Annotated in this window: 11 protein-coding genes; 4 read left to right on the plus strand and 7 right to left on the minus strand. The window is 74.7% G+C overall.

What is annotated here, in order from left to right:
• Positions 1–37: 37 nt before the first annotated feature.
• The gene (locus tag V6N00_RS15275) at positions 38–1,270 is read right to left on the minus strand and encodes a YlbL family protein (protein ID WP_334233641.1); all 1,233 of its coding nucleotides are present in this window, start codon (positions 1,268–1,270) and stop codon (positions 38–40) included.
• A 408-nt stretch (positions 1,271–1,678) separates the two neighbouring features.
• On the opposite strand from V6N00_RS15275, the gene V6N00_RS15280 reads away from it, so the two are divergent.
• Both V6N00_RS15280 and V6N00_RS15285 read left to right on the plus strand, forming a co-directional pair.
• The gene (locus V6N00_RS15280) at positions 1,679–3,199 is read left to right on the plus strand and encodes a zinc-dependent metalloprotease (protein WP_334233643.1); all 1,521 of its coding nucleotides are present in this window, start codon (positions 1,679–1,681) and stop codon (positions 3,197–3,199) included.
• A 220-nt stretch (positions 3,200–3,419) separates the two neighbouring features.
• Positions 3,420–4,259, plus strand: coding sequence for an SDR family oxidoreductase (locus V6N00_RS15285; RefSeq protein ID WP_334233644.1), 840 nt, complete (start codon positions 3,420–3,422; stop codon positions 4,257–4,259).
• Between the two features lie 43 nt (positions 4,260–4,302).
• On the opposite strand, the gene V6N00_RS15290 is transcribed toward V6N00_RS15285, so the two are convergent.
• Entirely contained in the window at positions 4,303–4,857 is a 555-nt protein-coding gene (locus V6N00_RS15290; protein ID WP_334233646.1) for a SprT-like domain-containing protein, read from the minus strand.
• A gap of 253 nt (positions 4,858–5,110) precedes the next feature.
• On the opposite strand from V6N00_RS15290, the gene V6N00_RS15295 reads away from it, so the two are divergent.
• Positions 5,111–6,301, plus strand: coding sequence for a hypothetical protein (locus tag V6N00_RS15295; RefSeq protein WP_334233648.1), 1,191 nt, complete (start codon positions 5,111–5,113; stop codon positions 6,299–6,301).
• Here V6N00_RS15295 and V6N00_RS15300 read toward each other — a convergent pair.
• The gene (locus tag V6N00_RS15300) at positions 6,268–8,412 is read right to left on the minus strand and encodes an ATP-dependent DNA helicase UvrD2 (RefSeq protein WP_334233670.1); all 2,145 of its coding nucleotides are present in this window, start codon (positions 8,410–8,412) and stop codon (positions 6,268–6,270) included. The two genes, V6N00_RS15295 and V6N00_RS15300, sit on opposite strands and share 34 nt — an antisense overlap.
• A gap of 23 nt (positions 8,413–8,435) precedes the next feature.
• Positions 8,436–9,479: an NAD(+) diphosphatase gene (gene nudC / locus V6N00_RS15305; RefSeq protein WP_334233650.1), complete on the minus strand. Its 1,044-nt coding sequence runs from the start codon at positions 9,477–9,479 to the stop codon at positions 8,436–8,438.
• Between the two features lie 133 nt (positions 9,480–9,612).
• On the opposite strand from nudC, the gene V6N00_RS15310 reads away from it, so the two are divergent.
• On the plus strand, positions 9,613–10,983 hold the full coding sequence (locus tag V6N00_RS15310) for a phosphotransferase (RefSeq protein WP_334233651.1): 1,371 nt from the start codon (positions 9,613–9,615) through the stop codon (positions 10,981–10,983).
• 85 nt (positions 10,984–11,068) lie between these two features.
• Here V6N00_RS15310 and V6N00_RS15315 read toward each other — a convergent pair whose 3' ends face one another.
• Genes V6N00_RS15315 through V6N00_RS15325 form a run of 3 tightly spaced genes read right to left on the minus strand, consistent with a single transcriptional unit; the run spans position 11,069 to position 18,329 of the window.
• A complete protein-coding gene (locus tag V6N00_RS15315; RefSeq protein ID WP_334233653.1) occupies positions 11,069–14,578 on the minus strand; it encodes an ATP-dependent helicase in 3,510 nt (1,169 codons plus the stop codon).
• Entirely contained in the window at positions 14,575–17,907 is a 3,333-nt protein-coding gene (locus V6N00_RS15320; protein ID WP_334233656.1) for an ATP-dependent helicase, read from the minus strand. The genes V6N00_RS15315 and V6N00_RS15320 overlap by 4 nt, the downstream gene beginning before the upstream one ends.
• Entirely contained in the window at positions 17,904–18,329 is a 426-nt protein-coding gene (locus V6N00_RS15325; protein WP_334233658.1) for an MGMT family protein, read from the minus strand. The genes V6N00_RS15320 and V6N00_RS15325 overlap by 4 nt, the downstream gene beginning before the upstream one ends.
• Positions 18,330–18,413: the final 84 nt, after the last annotated feature.

Raw genomic sequence — 18,413 nt, forward strand, 5'->3', positions numbered from 1 at the left:
TCCAAGCCACAGCGACGCCGCCGGTCGCGAGCGAGGCCTAGCCACAGCGCGGCAGCGCCGCGACGTCACCACCGGAGGCCGCCGTCTCGACCGCGTGCACCGCGCCGTCCAGGGTGTCCACGCGCACGACCGTGAGGCCGTCCGGCACGTGCCCGACGACGTCGGAACAGTTCGCGCCCGGCGCGAGGAACACCTTCGCGCCGGCGTCGCGCGCACCCACCATCTTCTGCGCGATGCCACCGATCGCCCCGACCGTGCCGTCGGCGCTGATGGTCCCGGTGCCCGCGATGTGCTTGCCGCCGGTCAGCGGCCCCGGCGTGATGGTGTCGATGATCCCGAGGGCGAACATCATGCCGGCGCTGGGCCCGCCCACGTTGTCCAGGGCGATCGACACCGAGAACGGGAACCGGTAGGTCGCGGCGAGCGCGACGCCGAGCTGCCAGGTGCCTCCCTGTCCGCGGGCCGGAGTGATGCTGACCGTGCGGGTGACGCCTCCGTTGCGCACCTGCAGGGCGACGGGCTTGCCCGCGGCGGCCGAGACGGCCGAGCGGACGTCCTCGATCCCGGACACGGAGCGCCCGGCGACCTTCTCCAGCACGTCGCCGCTCCGCAGCCGGCCGCTGGCGGGGGTGCCGTCGACGACCTGGGCGACGGTCAGGGTGCGCGTGAAGGCGATCTTCTGGTGACTCAGCGCCGCGGCGATGGCCTCCTGCTGGGAGTTGGTCATCGCGGCCGCGTTGGACTGCTCGACCTCCGCGCTGGTCACGTCCGGCGGGTACAGCAGCTCGGTGGGCACGACGGACCGGGTCGGGTCCAGCCACGCGCCGAGAGCGCCGACGGCGGTCAGCGGGCCGTTGGGGCCGCCGTTGACGTAGACGGTGGTCATGTCCAGGTCCCCGCTGGTCGGGTAGCTGGAATGCCCGCTCACGGAGATCAGCCGGTGCCCGTCGACGGTGCCGACGGTGTTGAACGTCGGGCCGGGCGACTCCGCGACGAACGGTGACGGCAGCGCGAGGGCCAGGGCGCCACAGACCACGGCGACGGTGGTGCTGACGCCGAGGGTGGTGATCCGCCGGCGCGGCGTCCGGCCGGCGACGTCACCGTTGCGGCCGGTCCGGCCGGTCCCTCCGGTGCGCGACCACGGCGTCCGGAACCGGCGAGCACCGGACTCGCCGTCCCGGCTGCCGGGCGCGGCGTCGGTGCCGGGTCGACCGGCGGCCCGGTCCGGCTCGACGGACGGAGTCGATCCGGTGTACTGGTCGCTGCTCACGGGGAGGGGGTCCTCATCTGCGCCGGAGGTCGATGTCCCGGCCGCGCCCGGACGGGCGGCGCGGCGGCTCGGCGCACCCCACAGGGTACCGCTCGTCGTCGTGAACTTCCCTGACGTTCCGCCGGGAGTCGGGAAGGGCCATCCCCCGCGGTTCGACACCGGTCGGACCCCGGCTGGTCACCCGGCTCCGCCCGCGGCGAACGGACGCGCGACGGGCAGACACTGCGCACTCGCCGCAGGTAACGTGAACACATCGGACCCGGGCCGCCGGATCGTTCGTCCAGCGGTGCGCGGGTCCATCACCGGCGCGGCTCCTGGCGGAGTCGTCATCCGGCCGATGCCCTCCGCAGCGGCACCGACCGGTGGGCCGGAAGCCTGCCACGACCGGACACGAGGACGGTACCTCCCATGAGTTCCCAGCACGGCGACGACGACGACACTCCGCAGGACCCGCTGTCGGAGATGCTGTCCAAGCTGCTCGGCGGCAACCTCGAGGGCTTCGATCCGGCCGAACTGGCACGGGCCGCGGGCATGCCGTCGGATCCCAACACGCTGGCCATGATGTTCCAGCAGATGCAGGCCATGATGAGCGCCTCGGGGGATTCCCCCGTCAACTGGCAGCTGGCGCACGAGAGTGCCCGCCGCGGCGCCGCCTCCGGCGCCGACCCCTCCGTCTCCACCGCCCAGCGGCGGGACGTCGAGGAGGCGCTGCGGGTCGCCGAGCTGTGGCTCGACCCCGTGACCGACTTCCCCGGCACCGGCCTGACCGGCCGCGCCTGGTCTCGTGCGGAGTGGGTCGAGGCCACGATGGACACCTGGAAGCAGATGACCGAGCCGGTGGCCAACAGCATCGCCACCGCCCTGACGCAGGCCATGACCGAGCAGCTGCCGGAGGAGATGGCCGGCATGATGGGCGGCGCCGGCTCGATGATCCGCAACCTCGGCGGCGCCCTGTTCGGCATGCAGCTCGGGCACGCCGTCGGCGAACTGTCCGGCGACGTGGTCTCGGCCTCCGAGATCGGCATCCCGCTCGCCGAGGGCACGATGGCCCTGCTGCCCGCCAACGTCGCCGCCTTCGGCGAGGGACTGGACATCGACGAGTCGCAGGTGCGGCTCTACCTGGCCGTCCGGGAGGCCGCGCACGCCCGCCTGTTCGTGCACGTGCCGTGGCTGCGCTCCCACGTGCTCGGCATCATCGGCAGCTACGCCCGCGGTATCCACATCGACACCTCCCGGATCGAGGAGGCCGCCCGGCAGATCGATCCCTCCAACCCCGAGTCGGTGCAGGAGGCCCTCTCCGGCGGCATGTTCACCCCCGAGCGCACGCCCGAGCAGGAGGCGGCGCTGGCCCGCCTCGAGACCGCTCTCGCCCTGATCGAGGGCTGGGTGGACGAGGCGACCGCCGCCGCGACGACGAACCTGCCGGCCGCGGCGGCGCTGCGCGAGGTGGTCCGCCGTCGGCGCGCCACCGGCGGGCCGGCCGAGCAGGCGTTCTCCTCCCTGGTCGGCCTGGAGCTGCGGCCCCGGCGGCTGCGGGACGCGGCCGCGCTGTGGGCGACGCTGGCGCAGGAGCGCGGCACCGAGGGCCGGGACGCGGTCTGGGCGCACCCGGACCTGCTGCCCACCCCCGAGGATCTCGACCACCCCGCCGACTTCACGGCCCGCAGCGAGCAGCGCGCCGCGGCGGACGCCGACGTCGACGCCGCCCTGGAGAAGCTGCTCGCGGGTGGCTTCGACGAGAAGCCGGACACCGCCGAGGACGCCGTCTCCACCGACGAGGGTGAGCTGCCCGGCCAGGAGCCCCTGTTCGACGTCGACCCGGACGCCGCGACGGGCACCGGGACCGGTGCGCACGACGACGGCCCACGCAACAGCGAGGATCGCGACGGCGAGGGTGACGACGGCGACGACAAGCGGCCCCGCGGCTGACGCACCGTCGGCCGCCTTCCATTCGGTGGCCGCGCTTCCGCTGGACGGGCCCAGCTCCAGGGCCTACTCCCCCTTGTGCTGAAGTTACTCTCCGGTAACATCTGAGCAGCGCATCACCTCCGAGCCCAGCTGTCCTGACGTTGCCCGTCTCGGCACCGGTCGGGACCGGACGGTGATGAGTGGACCCGGTTCCATCCGTTCCACGAATGGGGAGAAGGCCATGGCTCGAGGTCAGCACCTGGACGGCACCCGCATCCTGATCACCGGCGGCGGGTCCGGCATCGGCCGCCGCATGGCGATCGATGCGGCGAAGCGCGGCGCCCGCGTGACCGTCTGGGACCTGTCCGCGTCGGCCGCCGCGGCCGTATGCGCGCAGATCACCGCGGCCGGCGGCAGCGCCCGGTACGACACGGTCAACGTCGCCGACCGCGACGCCGTCGCCGCCACGGCGGGGACGGTCATCGCCGAGACCGGCGGCATCGACGTCGTCGTCAACAACGCCGGCGTCGTCTCGGGCACCCGGCTGCTGGACACGCCGGAGTCCTCCATCGAGCGCACCTTCGACGTCAACGTCCTCGCCCTGTACTGGGTGACGCGCGCGTTCCTGCCCGGCATGATCGAGCGGGGCCGGGGCACGGTCGTCACGATCGCCAGCGCCGCGGGGCTCGTCGGCGTCGCCCGGCAGACCGACTACTCGGCCAGCAAGTGGGCGGCGGTCGGCTTCACCGAGTCGCTGCGCAACGAACTGCGCGCCGACGGTCACCCGGTGGGCACCCTGACGGTGTGTCCGTACTACATCGACACGGGCATGTTCGCGGGCGTCTCCACACGCTTCCCCCGCCTGCTGCCGATCCTCGACCAGGACGTCGTCGCGCGACGCGTCGTCGACGCGATCGAGTCCGGGCGCGAGCAGCTGATCATGCCGCCGCTCGTCGCGATCCTGCCGGGCATGCGCCTGCTGCCGACGCGGCTCTTCGACCGGCTCACGGATTTCTTCGGCGTCAACCGGACGATGGACCACTTCACGGGACGAGTAGGCTCGTCCGTCGGCCGGGAGTGACGGCCCGGCCGTCACCGAGCCGGCGGCCGGCGCGACCCGCCGCTCAGCCCTCCGCGTGCTCGCCGGTGAGACCGCGCCGGGCGGCGAAGCTCGCCCCCTCGAGGAACGCCTTCGCCTCGGTCAGGCGCGGGTAGCCGGCCAGTAGCGCCTGGAACCGGGGCCCGTGCCCGGCCTCGAGCAGGTGGGCCAGTTCGTGCAGCAGCACGTAGTCCACCACCCAGTCCGGCATGCCCTGCAGCTGGGTCGAGAGCCGGATCGTGCCGCGGCTCGGCGTCGCCGACCCCCAGCGGGTGTTCTGGTTGGGGACCCACCGGATCGAGGCCGGCCGCGCCCGTCCCCCGAGATAGCGACGCGACAGTGCCTCCGCGCGGGCACTCAGGCCCTCCGGACCGTCCTCTGCGGCCTGCCGGTCCCGCTGCGCGGTCAGCCGCGCCACCATGGTCTCGACCCATCTGCGCTCCTGCGCGGCCGTGCCCGCCGCGGGGATCGAGACGACGATCCGGCCGTCCTGCCACACGGCGCTGATGGTGCGGCGCCGGCGGGACGACCGCCGCACCTCCACGGGCGGCCGCCCGCCGTCCGCCTCGGTCGGCGACACGCCGCGGTCCTCCGGTACCGCGGACGGACGGGCCGGCTCGCCGGGCTCGGGCACCTCGGGTGAACGGTGTCGTGGGGTCACTGCGCCACCGTATCCCGCTCCCCCGACCGCACCCGATCACCCCTGTGGACAACCCGCGTCGGGGTCACGCGAGCTGTGGCAGGCTGACCGCACCCGCGGCGGTGAGTCCGATCGGACGGTCGCGCCGCGGCGGTGTCATGGCGGTGATCGCCAGAGGGATCGGGGGCACATCATGCACATCAATCCGGGCCTGCGCGTGCTGCGTCGGAGCCCCTCCAGCATGCAGATCGGACTGGACGAAGGACTCGTTCTGGACGGGCTCACCGACGGCGACTGCGCGGTGATCGCCGGGTTGCGCACCGACCGGGACGATGCCGCTCTCGTCGCGCTCGCGCGCCGTCACCGCGTGGAACGGGCCCGCGTCGCGGACCTGCTGGCCGCCCTCGCCCCGGTGCTGCTGCCGTCTCCGGAGGGCGCGAGCGGGCTGCGCGCCGACCGGCTCACCGGAGAACTCGGCCAGCTGCGTGCGGTGCACCACCGGGAGGCGCCGGCCGTGCTCGGCCGCCGCGGTTCCGCCGTCGTGCGGGTGCACGGGACGGGAGCACTCGCGACCGCCGTCCTCACGGGGCTCGCGGCGGCGGGTATCGGCCGGCTCGTGCACGACGACGGGCCGCCGGTCTCGGCGGCCGAGATCGGATCGGGCGGCGTCGGGCTGGCCCAGCTCGGGCTGGAGCGCCGGGTCGCCGTGCGCCAGGCGGTGCGCGCGGTCGCCCCCGACGCCGCGATCGAGTGCGTCCTCCCCCGGGACGGCCGCGAGACCGGTCGAGCCGCGGGCTCCCCCGACCTGGTGGTGATGACGGCGGCCGACGCCCTGCCCGCGTCGTTCATCGCCGCCGCGGCGAGCGAGCGCGCGGTGCTGCCGGTGGTCACCCGGGAGCGCGACCACGTCGTCGGACCGCTGGTGGTGCCCGGCGTCACGGCCTGTCTGCGGTGCAAGGACCGGCACTGCACGGACGCGGATCCGGCGTGGCCGGCGATCCGGGACCAGTTGGCCGTCGCGAACGCCGGTCCGGCGCCCGCGACGTCGTTCGTCCCGGCCCTCGCCGCCCTCGCGGTGGTGCAGGCGCTGGCCTTCCTCGACGGGGAGCACCGACCGGCCAGCTGGTCGGCCGAACTGGTGCTGCGCGTCGCGGACGGGCGCGTCGGTCGCCGTCCGTGCCGCCCGCACCCGGCGTGCCCGTGCGCGTGGGCGCCGACGCCGGATGACGGCCAGAATGCCGACGCACCGCGAGGCGATGGGCAGAGCAATCCGGGCACCTTGGTCGCGGCGCCGGCAGACATGCCGGCCGACAGGCCCCTGAGCGATCCTGCGGCCGCGTCGCGACCCGGTCAGGAGGCGGCGAGGACCTCGATCACGGCCTGACCGTAGCGTTCCAGCTTCGCGGGGCCGACGCCGGGGATGCCGGCCAGCTCCTCCGTCGAGCCCGGCATGCGCTCCGCGATGGCCATCAGCGTCGCGTCGGTGAAGACGACGTACGCCGGCACGGCGCCCGCCTTCGCCGTCTCGCTGCGCCACTCACGCAGCGCCTCGAACACCTTCTCCTCGTACCCCGGCGGGCAGGTGGCGCACCGGCCGGTCTTCCGTTCCGCGCCCGAGGTCAGCACCGTGCCGCACACCCGGCAGTGCAGCACCGCGGCCGTCTTGCGCCGGGGCGCAGCGGACCGGGCGGCACCCGCGGCGCGGGACCGGGTGGCGTTGGGCGCGAGGCCGTCGAGGAAGCGGGACGCGGCCCGGTGCCCGCGCCCGCCCGGGCTGCGGGACAGGGACCAGCTCAGCGCGAGGTGGCGGCGGGCCCGCGTGATCCCGACGTACAGCAGCCGGCGCTCCTCGTCGATCTCGGCCTGGTCCTCGGCGAAGGTGATGGGCATGAGGCCCTCGGTCAGGCCGGTGAGGAACACCGCGTCCCACTCGAGGCCCTTGGCGGAGTGCAGGGAGGCGAGGGTGACGCCGTCGACCGTCGGGGCATGCTGGGCCGCGGCACGCTCGTCGAGCTCCCGCACGAGATCGGCGAGCTCGAACCGCCGGCCGTGAGCCGCGCGCTCGTCCGCCAGTTCGGTGGCGAGGGAGACCAGCGCCGCGAGGGACTCCCACCGCTCCCGCACCGCACCGCTCTGGCTCGGCGCCTCGTCCTGGTACCCGAGGGAGGACAGCACGTCCTTCACGGTGGCGGGCACAGGCGTGGCAGCGACGTCGTCGGCGGCGCCCGGATCGTTCGTTCCCGGACCGTTCGCGCCGTCCAGGGCGCGGGCCGCGGCGCGCAGCTGAAGGATGGCCTCCCGCACCTCGCGCCGGGCGAAGAACCGCTCGCCGCCGCGCAGCTGGTAGCCGATCGAGGCGGCCGCGAGTGCCTGTTCGAACGCCTGGGACTGCCCGTTGGTGCGGAACAGGACGGCGATCTGGCTGGCGGGGGTCCCGGACTCGATGAGTCTGCCGATCCGGGCGGCGACGCCGGCGGCCTCCGCCTCGTCGTCGGGGTACTCCGTGAACTCGGGGTCCGGGCCCGCACCCGGCTGGGAGACCAAGCGCAGCGGTTCGCTCCAGGTGCCGCCCGCGGAGCCGCCGCGCCGGGCCGTGAGCAGGCGGTTGGCCAGGGAGACGACGGGCTCCGTCGAACGGTAGTTGCGGATCAGCTCGACGACCTGCGCGTCCGGGTAGCGGCTGCGGAACTGCAGCAGGAACCGGGACGTGGCACCCGTGAAGGAGTAGATGGTCTGGCTCGCGTCGCCGACGACGCACAGATCGTCCCGGCCGCCCAGCCACAGGTCGAGCAGCCGCTGCTGTAACGGGGAGACGTCCTGGTACTCGTCGACGACGAAGTGCCGGTACTGCTCCCGGACCGTGGCCGCGACCTTGGCGTCCTCCTGCAGGATGCCGACCGTGATGAGCAGGACGTCCTCGAAGTCGATGACGTTCCGGTCCGACTTGACGTCCTCGTAGGACTGGAACAGGCGCGTCATGGTCGTCGCCGAGAAGCCGCCCGGCTCGCCCCGGCCCGCGGCGGAGCCCAGGTACGTGTCGGGGGTGAGCATGCTGACCTTCGCCCACTCGATCTCGGAGGCGACGTCGCGCAGGCTCGCCCGGTCCGTGGTCAGCTGCAGGCGGCGGGCGGCCTCGGCGATGAGGTTGGCCTTGTGGTCCAGCAGGCCGGGCAGCTGACCGCCGACGGCCTGCGGCCAGAAGAACTGCAGTTGGCGCAGGGCCGCGGCGTGGAAGGTGCGCGCCTGCACGGCGGGGACGCCGAGGGTGCGCAGCCGGGTGCGCATCTCCGCGGCGGCACGGGCGGTGAAGGTCAGGGCGAGGGTGCGCTGGGGCGCGAAGGCCCCGGTGTGGACGCCGTGGGCGATGCGGTGGGTGATGGCGCGGGTCTTGCCGGTGCCGGCACCGGCGAGCACGCAGACGGGCCCCTGCAGGCTCGTGGCCACCTGCCGCTGCTCCTCGTCGAGGCCGGCGAGGATCGTCTCGGCCTCGTCCATCTCCGGCGTCCGGGGCACGGCCGTCACCAGGAGCCCTCGGGTTCGTCCATCGGCTCCCCGTACCAGTGCTCGATCAGCCGGCGGGCGATGGACACCGTGCCCGGCAACCGCACCTCCCCGGCGTCGACAGCGGCCGCCAGCTCCTGCCGGGTGAACCAGCGCAGGTCGAGGATCTCGACACCGTCGGGCACCACCTTCGTGCCGACCGCGTGCGCGGTGTATCCGAGCATGAGGGAGCACGGGAACGGCCACGGCTGCGAGCCGAGGTAGCGAGGGCGGTCGACGGCGATGCCGGCCTCCTCGCCGATCTCCCGGATCACGGCGGCCTCGAGGGACTCCCCGGGCTCGACGAAACCGGCCAGCGTCGAGAACCGGTTGGCCGGCCACTGGGCGGAGCGGCCGAGCAGCAGCCGGTCCTCGTCGTCGATCACCGTGCAGATGATCGCCGGGTCCGTCCGCGGGAAGTGCTGGGAGCCGTCGGCCGTGCACCGCCGCACCCAGCCCGCGTCGGTGGCCTCGGTGGGGGCGCCGCAGCGGGGGCAGTGGGTGTGGACGCGGTGCCAGTGGTGCAGGGCGAGCGACTCGACGAAGAGGCCGGCCTCCACGGCGTCGAGGTCGTCGGCGGCGTCGCGCAGGCCCCGCCACTGGGCACCGGGCACGATCGAACCGGCGTGGTCGTCCTGGTAGACGCCCGCGTCGGCGGGGCCGGCGGTCTCGCTGCCGGGCACCTGGACGAGCACGACGTCGGTGCCCGCGGGGACCGCGCCGTCGGCGGTCGTCGCCCCGAGGTAGATCGGGGGCGTGCCGTCACCGGCGGGGGCGGCCTCGAGGAGCACGAGGTGCCCGTCGCGAACCGGGGCCTGCCCGTCGCGCAGCGGCAGGTAGCGGGTGGTCGGCGAGGACGCGAGGGTGCGGAAGAGGTCCGGGTCGGTGCGGCGCTCCCCGCGCCGGTCGACGCCGACCCGGGCGAGCAGCAGGGTCGCGTTGACGTCGGCGGCCGGGTCCGTCGGGGTGGTGTCCGTGGTGGTGTTCGCGGCCGGGGTGGAAGGGGGCTCGCTCGTCGTCATCCCTCTACCGTACGCAGCGACGCCGACAGAACGCATACCGCAGCGGCCTGATGGGGACGGGATCTCGGTCACGCGGGGCGACTCGCCGCCGCTGCGCGTGGGCGTCACCGGCGCCGCGGCATACGGTGGAGGGGTGAGACGTACCCCTGAGCACCTGGCGGCCATCGCCAGCGCTGCCGTGCCCCTGCTGTCCGCCCGGGCGGTGGCGGCGGAGCCGGACGACGCTGCCGACTTCGACGCCGCGCTCATCCAGGACGGCGCCGGCCGGACCTGGCGGGTGCGTTCCCCTCGGCACCCCGAGGCGAGCCTGCGGCTCGAGAACGAACTCACCGTGCTGCGCTCCTTCACCCCGGCCGTGCGCGCCGATCTGCCGTTCGAGCTGCCCACCGTCGCCGGCACCGTGCGTCAGGGTCCTTTGACGACCTTCGTCTACTCGCACCTGCCCGGTGAGCGCCTGCGGATCGACGACGTGCGGTCCCGTGTCGTCGCGCCCGCGGTCGGCCGCTCGCTCGCGGCGATCCACGGCCTGCCGCACGACCTCGTGGACGACGCCGGCCTGCCCGCCTACACGGCGAACGAGTTCCGCCAGCGCCGCCTGAACGAACTGGACCAGGCCGCCGGCACCGCGCGGATCCCGTCCCGGCTGCTGCGCCGGTGGGAGAACGCGCTCGAGGACGTGAGCCTGTGGCGCTTCGCTCCGACCGTCGCACACGGCGACCTGCACGAGGACCACGTCCTGGTCGACGGTGAGCGGGTGACCGCGATCTCCGGCTGGACCGACCTGCACATCGGCGACCCGGCGGACGACTTCGCGTGGCTCGTGGCGTGCAACGACCAGTCGTTCGTCGACATCGTCCTCGAGGCGTACTCGATGGCGCTGCCCGAGCCGGAGGACGCGCACCTGATGCACCGGGCGGCGCTCTCGGCGGAGTTCGCCCTGGCCAAGTGGCTGGTGCGCGGGGTGACCCTGGACGATGCCGGGATGATCGACGAGGCCCGGCACATGCTCGACGAGCTCGACCACGACGTCGAGCGCACCGGTGGCTGGGAACTGAGCACGCCGCCGCCGGCACCGGCCGAGGACGCCGCTCCCGCCACGGGCGGGGTGCCGATCGTCTCCGGCGACGCTGCGGATGGACCGACCGGATCGGTCGGGTCCGATGACGCGTTTGCTGGCTCCGCCGCCGACGAGGATCGGGAGTCCGATTCGCGGGCCACCGAGCCGGAGGCGACCGGCGGGCGTCCCACCGGGGCGACGCGGATCTCCGAGCCCGACGCCGTCACCACCCGGCATCCGGTCATCGCCCACCCCGGCCCGGAGCCGGATCCGGGCGAGCGGCCGGCCATGCCGGCGGTGCCGCCGTCGATCACGCCCGATGATGCCGCCGCCGGTGAGGACACGGATGCCGACGCGGCCGGCTCCGGCGTCGACCCGCACCCCGCGTCGACCACGCGCTCGACCGGTGCCACCGCTGTCCGGCACCCGGAGGACTTCCGCCGCTGACGAGCACCGAGCGAGCGGCGCTGCTGCCAGCCGGCCCGGTTCCGCCCGGAGTGCGGGCGGCGTCCACCGCTCCCCGCGCCGGACGTCAGCCGGCTGACGCCGTCGGGAACGCCCCCGCCACGATGCGCTCGAGGGCTGCCTCGTCGGCCAGCGCGGGCAGGCGCACCTCCTCGCCGTGCGCCACGTAGAAGAACGCGGCGTCCACGTCGCTGAGCGGGATGTCGTGCAGGCGCGACCAGGCCAGCCGGTACAGGGCCAGCTGCACCGCCTTGTTCTGCAGGTCCCGGCCGGTGGGCACCTGACCGGTCTTCCAGTCGATCAGGTCCCAGTGTCCGGTGACGTCGCGGAAGACCGCGTCGATCCGCCCGCGCACGACGACGGACCCGACCCGCGTCTCCACCGGCGCCTCGACGGCGGCCGGGATCATCGACGCGAAGCGGGACGCCTGGAACGCGGCGATCATGTCGGGCAGCTCGTGACCGGCGTCGACGTGGGCGTCGGCCTGGCCGGGGACGTCGCCCAGATCGAGCATGCCGGGTTCGCCGTACCACTCCTCCACCCAGGCGTGGAATGCCGTGCCCTTGCGGGCCGCCGGGCTCGGGCGGCGCGGGACGGGACGGCGCAGGCGAGCCAGGACGGCGGCCGCGTCGTCGTCCAGGTCGACCAGCGTCGAGGCGGAGATGTGGGTGGGCGGCTGGGCCTGGTCGGCGCTCGGCGGGGTGAGGAACCGGTCGAGCAGGACGGTGGTCTCCCGCTCCCACCGGTCCGCGAGGGCGGCACCGTCACCCAGCCCACCGACCGACGGCTCACCGCGTCGCACCTCGTCCCCGACGGGCCCGGCGTCCGCACCGTGCACCTCGCCGAGCGCGGCGACCGCCGCGAGGATCTCGTCGGCGGCACGCTCCAAGGCCGGCCGGCGACTGGCGCCCGGCCGCAACCGGCGGCCCTCCGCGTCCACCGGGGAGTCGAGGGGGTCGTAGGGCCACTGCGCCGTCAGGGGGCGGCCCGCGTTCGGATTCTCCACGCCGGCGTCCTCGGCCCAGTCACCGCGCTCCACGGCGGGCTCCTCCCCCGTCGTCAACTCCTCGAGCTCCTCGAGGAACGGGGAGACCGCGGCGGGCTTGACGTTGCCGCCGCGCCACACCGCGGACGTGAGGATGAGGTCGCGCCGTGCCCGGGTGATCGCGACGTACGCCAGTCGCCGCTCCTCCAGCTCGGCGTGGGAACCCGCGGCCGCCGTGAACTCCTTCTTCTCGGCGTCCATGAGGCTCTTCAGGTCCGGCTGGTCGAGATCCCACTGCGGGAGGTGGGCGTGATCCCCGCGCAGCGGCCACGGCAGGACCAGGGTGTCAGAGCTCCACCGGGACTTCTTGTCCGACGGGAACACGCCACGGCTCAGCCCGGGCACGAGCACCGCGTCCCACTCCAGGCCCTTCGCCGCGTGGGCGGTCAGCAGTTGCACCGCGTCGCTGCGGACGTCCGGCTGCGCGGTCTCGAGGCCGTTCTCCTCGTCGCGCGCCGCCTCGAGCCAGCCGAGGAAGGCGACGACGTCGATGCGGGGACTGCCGGCGAGGAACGATGCCGCGGCGTCGGCGAAGGCGTCGAGGTTGGCCCGCGCCTGGTGGATGCTGACGCCCGGCCGTGACGCGACCTCGATGTCGAGCAGCATGACCCGCTCGACCTGCCCGATCAGGGTCGTCAGCTCGTCGCCGAGGTAGCCGCGCAGGTCTCGCAGCTCGGTCGCCAGGCGTGCGAGCCGCTCCCGGCCCGCGGGCGAGAGCGACCGGCCGTGCGCCGACTCCCAGCCCGCGTCGGGGAGCCAGTCGATCGCCTCGACGAGGCTGGCCGCATCCACCGTGTCCGACTCGACGGGACCCGCTTCCTCCGCAGTACCGGTGGTGCTCGCGTCGAGCTCCTCGCGCTGCCGCAGCGCCCGCTCGCGCCGGGAGGCCAGCACCCGGGACCAGTCCCGCAGCGCCATCAGGTCCCGCGGGCCGATCCGCCACCGTGCCCCGGCCATGAGCCGCATCAGGGCGTCCGAGCGGCCCGGGTCCGCGAGCACCTGCAGGGTGCTGACCACGTCGACGATCTCCGGGGTGTCGAGCAGGCCGCCGAGGCCGACGACCTCGACGGGGATCCCGTGGTCGGTCAGCGCCCGCCGGATCGGTTCGATCTGCGCGCGGGTGCGGCACAGGACCGCGACCGAGGGCGGCTCGACGCCGACAGCACCGGAGGCCGCCGGCGCGCCGGCCGACGGACCAGCAGTGCCTGCGCGGGCGGCCGGCAGCAGGTCCGGGCGTAGCGCACTGACGTGCCGGACGATCGACGCGGACTCCTCGTCCGTCGTGGCGTGCCGTTCGATGACGACCCGGCCCGGACCCGCGCCGGGCCGCGGCTGCAGGGGCGGCACCGCGTCCACGCCGTCGACCTCGCCGGCGAGCGGGTCCGAGACCCGGTTGGCCGCCGCGAGGATGTGTTCGTCGTTGCGCCAGGCGGTGGTCAGGTACAGGGTGCGGGCCCGGGTCCGTTCACCGTCCGCGTCCACGCGGGGGAACTGGTCGCCGAACTGCTGGAGCTGGCCGGCCGACGCCCCGCGGAAACCGTAGATCGACTGCTTGGGGTCGCCGACCGCGGTCACCGGGTGACCGTCCCCGAACAGCCGGCGGAACAGCACCGCCTGAGCGTGGGAGGTGTCCTGGAACTCGTCGAGCACGACGACCGGGTATCGCGCGCGTTCCGCGGCGGCGACGGCGGGAACGCGCTCGGCGATCCGCGCGGCGATGTGCACCAGGTCGCCGTAGTCGAGGACCCCGCGCATCCGCTTGGCCTCGTCGTACCGGGTCACGAGGCCGGCGACGGTGCCCAGGGTGCGCAGGCGGTCCAGCGCCTTCGCGGCCTCCTTGGTGACGGCGGTCGTCTTCCCGGCGACGTACGGGAGCGCCGCGAGCCTGGTGACCGTCTCGTCGAGCCACGCCTCGACCGCGGCGGGTTCCCGCAGGTGCTCGGCGCACTCCGAGGCCATCTGCAGCACCCCGGCGACCAGGGTGCTCTTGGCGCTGACGAAGTGCTCGTGCTCGCCCTCGTACGCCTCGACGACCTGGCTGGCGAGCTGCCAGGCCTGGGCCTGCCCGATGACGACGGCGTCGCGCTCGACACCGAGGCGCAGGCCGTGGTCCTGCACGATCGACGCCGCGTACGAGTGGTAGGTGCTGATCTGCGGGTCGAGCACGGCCGCGCCGTCCGCCTCGGCGCTGGCGGGCAGCAGGCCCGCCGCCCGCAACCGACGCAGCGCGGAGCCCACCCGGGTGGCGAGCTCGCCGGCTGCCTTCCGGGTGAAGGTGACGCCGAGGATCTGGTCCGGGGAGACCAGCCCGTTGGCGACCAGCCAGGTGATCCGCTGGGACATCGTGGCCGTCTTGCCCGAGCCGGCGCCCGCGACGACGAGCAGCGGTTCCAGGGGCGCGGCGATGACCTCGGCCTGCTCCGGGGTGGGCGGCGGACTGCCGAGCGCCTCGGCGAGGCGGGCCGGCGTGATCATGGTGCTGCGGGCGTCGGTCTCCGTGTCCCCGCCGGGCAGCTCGGTGCCGGCACTCATTCGGTGACCTGCCGTCCCGCGGCGCAGAGCGGGCAGACGCCGGGAAGGGTGCAGCGGGCGCGGCCGGTGGGCTCGTGCCGGGACTCGAAGCTCGCGCCGGTCATGATGCTGGCCGCGGACCGGACGAGGTCGAGGGCCCACGGGTCGCCGTCCGCGAGCGGTGGCTGGTCCTGCACCATGTTCTTCTCCTCCGTTCCGAGGTTGACCAGGGCCGCACCGCCGGGCCGGGCGCCGTCGGCGAAGCCCCCGGCGGCGACGGCGACCTGGTAGGCGCCCAGCTGCGGGTGGGTCGCCAGGTCGTCCTTCTTCGGCTTGTGCCGGCCGGTCTTCAGGTCCGCGATGACGATGCGACCGTCGGCGTCGACCTCGAGCCGGTCCACCTGCCCGCGCAACACCGTGTGGACCGGGCCCTGCCCCGCGGCGCCGTCGACCGGCTGCAGTTCGACCGTGAAGTCCTGTTCGACGTGCAGCAGGGTGCGCCCGTCGGTGCGGCTGACGGTGACGTACTCGGCGAAGCGGTCGACCATCGTCTGCGCGCGCTCGAACTGCTTGGCGGTCTCCCACGTGTCCGGCAGGGACAGCTGGGCCCAGAGCCGGCTCAGTTCGGCACCGAGAGCGGCTCGGGTGCCGTCGGGCAGGCGCTCGGCGATGCGGTGGACGAGCGTGCCCAGGCTTCGGGCCAGGTCGGTGGTCTCCTGGCCGCCCGCGGTCTGGACGAACCAGTTCAGCGGGGAGTCCTGCACGGTGGTGATCCGGGACGGGGACACGGTCACCGTCTCCCCCGCCGCGACGATGGGCGCCTCGGTGCTCAGCGGCAGCAGCCCCCACCAGTCCTCCGGGTGGGCTCCGGGCACGGACGGCTCGACCTCACCGGCGTCGGAACGGTCGGCAGCGGTCTGGCCCACGGCGGCCTCACCACCGGTGGAACGGCCGACGGCGGCCAGCCGGGCCAGTTGCGCGACGGCGGCGGAGCGCTCGGCCGCGTCGTCGGACTGCGCGTACTGCCGCAGCTCGGCGACGAGCGCCCGCAGCGTGACGGGACGGCCGACCGTCGTGTGCGGGCGGGGCTGGGTCGGATCCGGCCACGGGTCGACCAGGTCGAGGAACGCCGAGGGCTGCTCGTCCTCCGCGTCGACACCCACGCAGATGAGCAACTGCCGGGCACGGGAGACGGCCACGGAGAAGCTGCGCAGCTCGTCGTGCCGCACCTGCCGGAGCCGGGCCTGCACGTCCCGGATGCCGGCGACGTCGGCGCCCGAGTCGAGGATGTCGACCAGTTCGGTGGAGCCGAGCAGCTCGCCGCGCAACCGGGGGTTCGGCCAGACGCCGTCCTGCAGGCCGGCGACGATGACGACGTCCCACTCCCGGCCGGCGGCGGAGGCGGGCGTGAGCAGTTCGACGGCGTCGCCCAGGGCCGCACGGTCGGCCAGCGTGTCCATGGGCACCTCCTGGCCCGCGACGTAGTCGAGGAACTGGGCCGGCGACGCCCCGGGCAGCTGGTCGACATACCGTTCGGCGGTCTGGAACAGGGCCATCATGGCGTCGAGGTCCCGGTCGGCGCGCTCCCCCGCCGGTCCCCCGGCCAGGGCCTCCCGCACCCAGCGGCGTTCGGCGCCGGACGCCTCCCACAGCGCCCACAGCACGGTCTCCGGGCTCGCGCCGTCCTCCTCGGCGGCCGCGCTCCCGGCCGCGAGCATGCCGGCCACGAGCCGCGCCGGCTGGGCGTCCCGGGTGAGGCCGGTGAGCGCTCCGGGCGTCTCGAGCGCCTCGACGAGCAGCTCGTCGCTCGCGCGGCCGCCGCCGGCCTCCAGCTCGAGCGCCCGCAGCTGCTGCCGGAGGCGACGCAGGCCGAGCGCGGACGCCCCGCCGAACCGGGAGGTGAGCAGGGCGACCGCCAGATCCGCGGTGAGCGTGCGACGGCCGAGGCTCACGGCATAGAGGTCGAGCAGGGCGGCGACGGCCACCTCGTCCCGGACGGGCCGCTCGGCGGAGGGCAGCCGGACGGGGACGCCCTGCTGCGCGACGGCGCGGGCGAGGGACGCGAGCATCGCCCCGGTGCGCACGATCACGGCCATCGACGACCACGGCCGCCGGTCCCGCAGGTGCGCCTCGAGAAGCCGTTGGGCGACGAAGCGGGCCTCGTGCAGGGCGGAGGCGACGACGTGCGCCTCCACCCGGTCGGTCACGCGCTCACCCTCGTCCGTGTCCAGGTCCACGCCCCGGTCGCCGCCGTGATCACCGGGGTGCGGCGGGATGTCGAGGACCCGGCCGTGGGTCGCGCCGCCGGTCACGGGCACCCGGTCGGCGACCCGGCGCCAGGCCGCGGCGGTCTCGTGGCCCATCCGCCACGACGTCGTCAGGGTGTGGGTGTGCAGGCCGGGCAGGTGCTCGTCGAGGCCGGCGAGCAGGTCGGGCCGCGCGCCCCGGAAGCCCTGGACGACGGACTCCGCGGACGCGGTGATGACGATGTCGGCGTCCTGCCCGATCACGTAGAGCAGCTCGTGGATGGCCGGGGTGGCCTCCTGCAGGTCGTCGACCAGGATGAGCGAGAGCCGGGCCCGTTCGGCGGCGAGGAAGGCGGGGTTGTCCTGCAGCACGCGCCGCGCCTCGGTGATGATGCCGGCCGGGTCGAACGCCTCGGGCATCCGCAGGTCCAGCACGTCCCGGTACTCCCGGTACAGGCGGGCGGCGGCCACCCAGTCGGGCCGGCCGCGGTCCGTGCCGAGCCGGGCGAGGTCCTCGGCGGTGAGCCCGTACTCGGTGAGCCGGTCGAACAGCTGCCGGACCTCCTGGCGGAAGCCCCGGGTGCGCAGGGCGTCGTCCAGGTCGGGGGGCCACACGAGCGGGGCCCCGAGACCGGCGCGGTGGCCCGACAACAGGTCGGCGATGATCTGGTCCTGCTCCGCGCCGGAGAGCAGCCGCGGCGGCGCCGGCAGGGTCAGGAACTTCTCCACGCGGGCCCGGCGCAGCAGGTCGAACGCGTACGCCTGCCAGGAGCGCGCCGGGGAGGAGGCGACGGTGCGGTCCAGGCGTGCGGAGAGCAGGTCGCGCAGCCGGGTGGCGGAGCGACGCGAGGGCGCCAGGAGCAGCAGGCCGGCTGCGTCGGTACCGGCGTCGACGGCGTGCACCGCGCGTTCGATCAGCACCGTGCTCTTGCCCGTTCCCGGGGCGCCCAGCACCAGCTGTGCCCCGTGGCCGGCGGCCGCCTCGACGACGGCGCGCTGGGCGGGATCGAGCGTCGGCGCACCCGACCCGATTCCTGCATCCCGCCCGGCGGGTTCGCGCGCATCCCGGCTCACCACGCCCCGGTCCACCACGTCGTTGCTCATGCGTCGATTCCATCATCGGGCACCGACAGAACTGCTTCACCGTGCTCCGGCGTGCTCGCCTCCCACCAGCCGTCGGCCGCGAGCGCCCGGTCCAGCCGGGCCAGTTCGTCGCGCGAGGGCTGCCAGCGGGCCTCGCGCATCCGCACCCGCGGCGCGGTCGCCCCGTCCCGGGCCGGCGCGAGCGGCGTCCCTTCCCGCGCGTACTCGATCGCGGCGCGGGCGGCGAGCGGACCGAACACGGTGCCGTCGGCGCGCAGGACACGCCACCAGGGCACGTCGTCGCCGTGCCGGCTCATGACGCGACCGACGGTGCGCGGTCCCATGCCCTCGAGCAGGTCGGCGATGTCCCCGTAGCTGAGCACGCGGCCCTCGGGTATGGCTGCGGCGACGCGCAGCACCGCCGTCTCGAACCCATTACGCACCCCACCAGCCTAGGTGTAGGAGGTCATGACGTTGGCGACGCGGGTTGGGACGCGGGAGGCGGGTGGCTGGTCGGCGCAGGCGGT

Origin of the sequence: Tersicoccus mangrovi (genome assembly GCF_036881825.1) — a bacterium.
Taxonomy (GTDB): domain Bacteria; phylum Actinomycetota; class Actinomycetes; order Actinomycetales; family Micrococcaceae; genus Tersicoccus; species Tersicoccus mangrovi.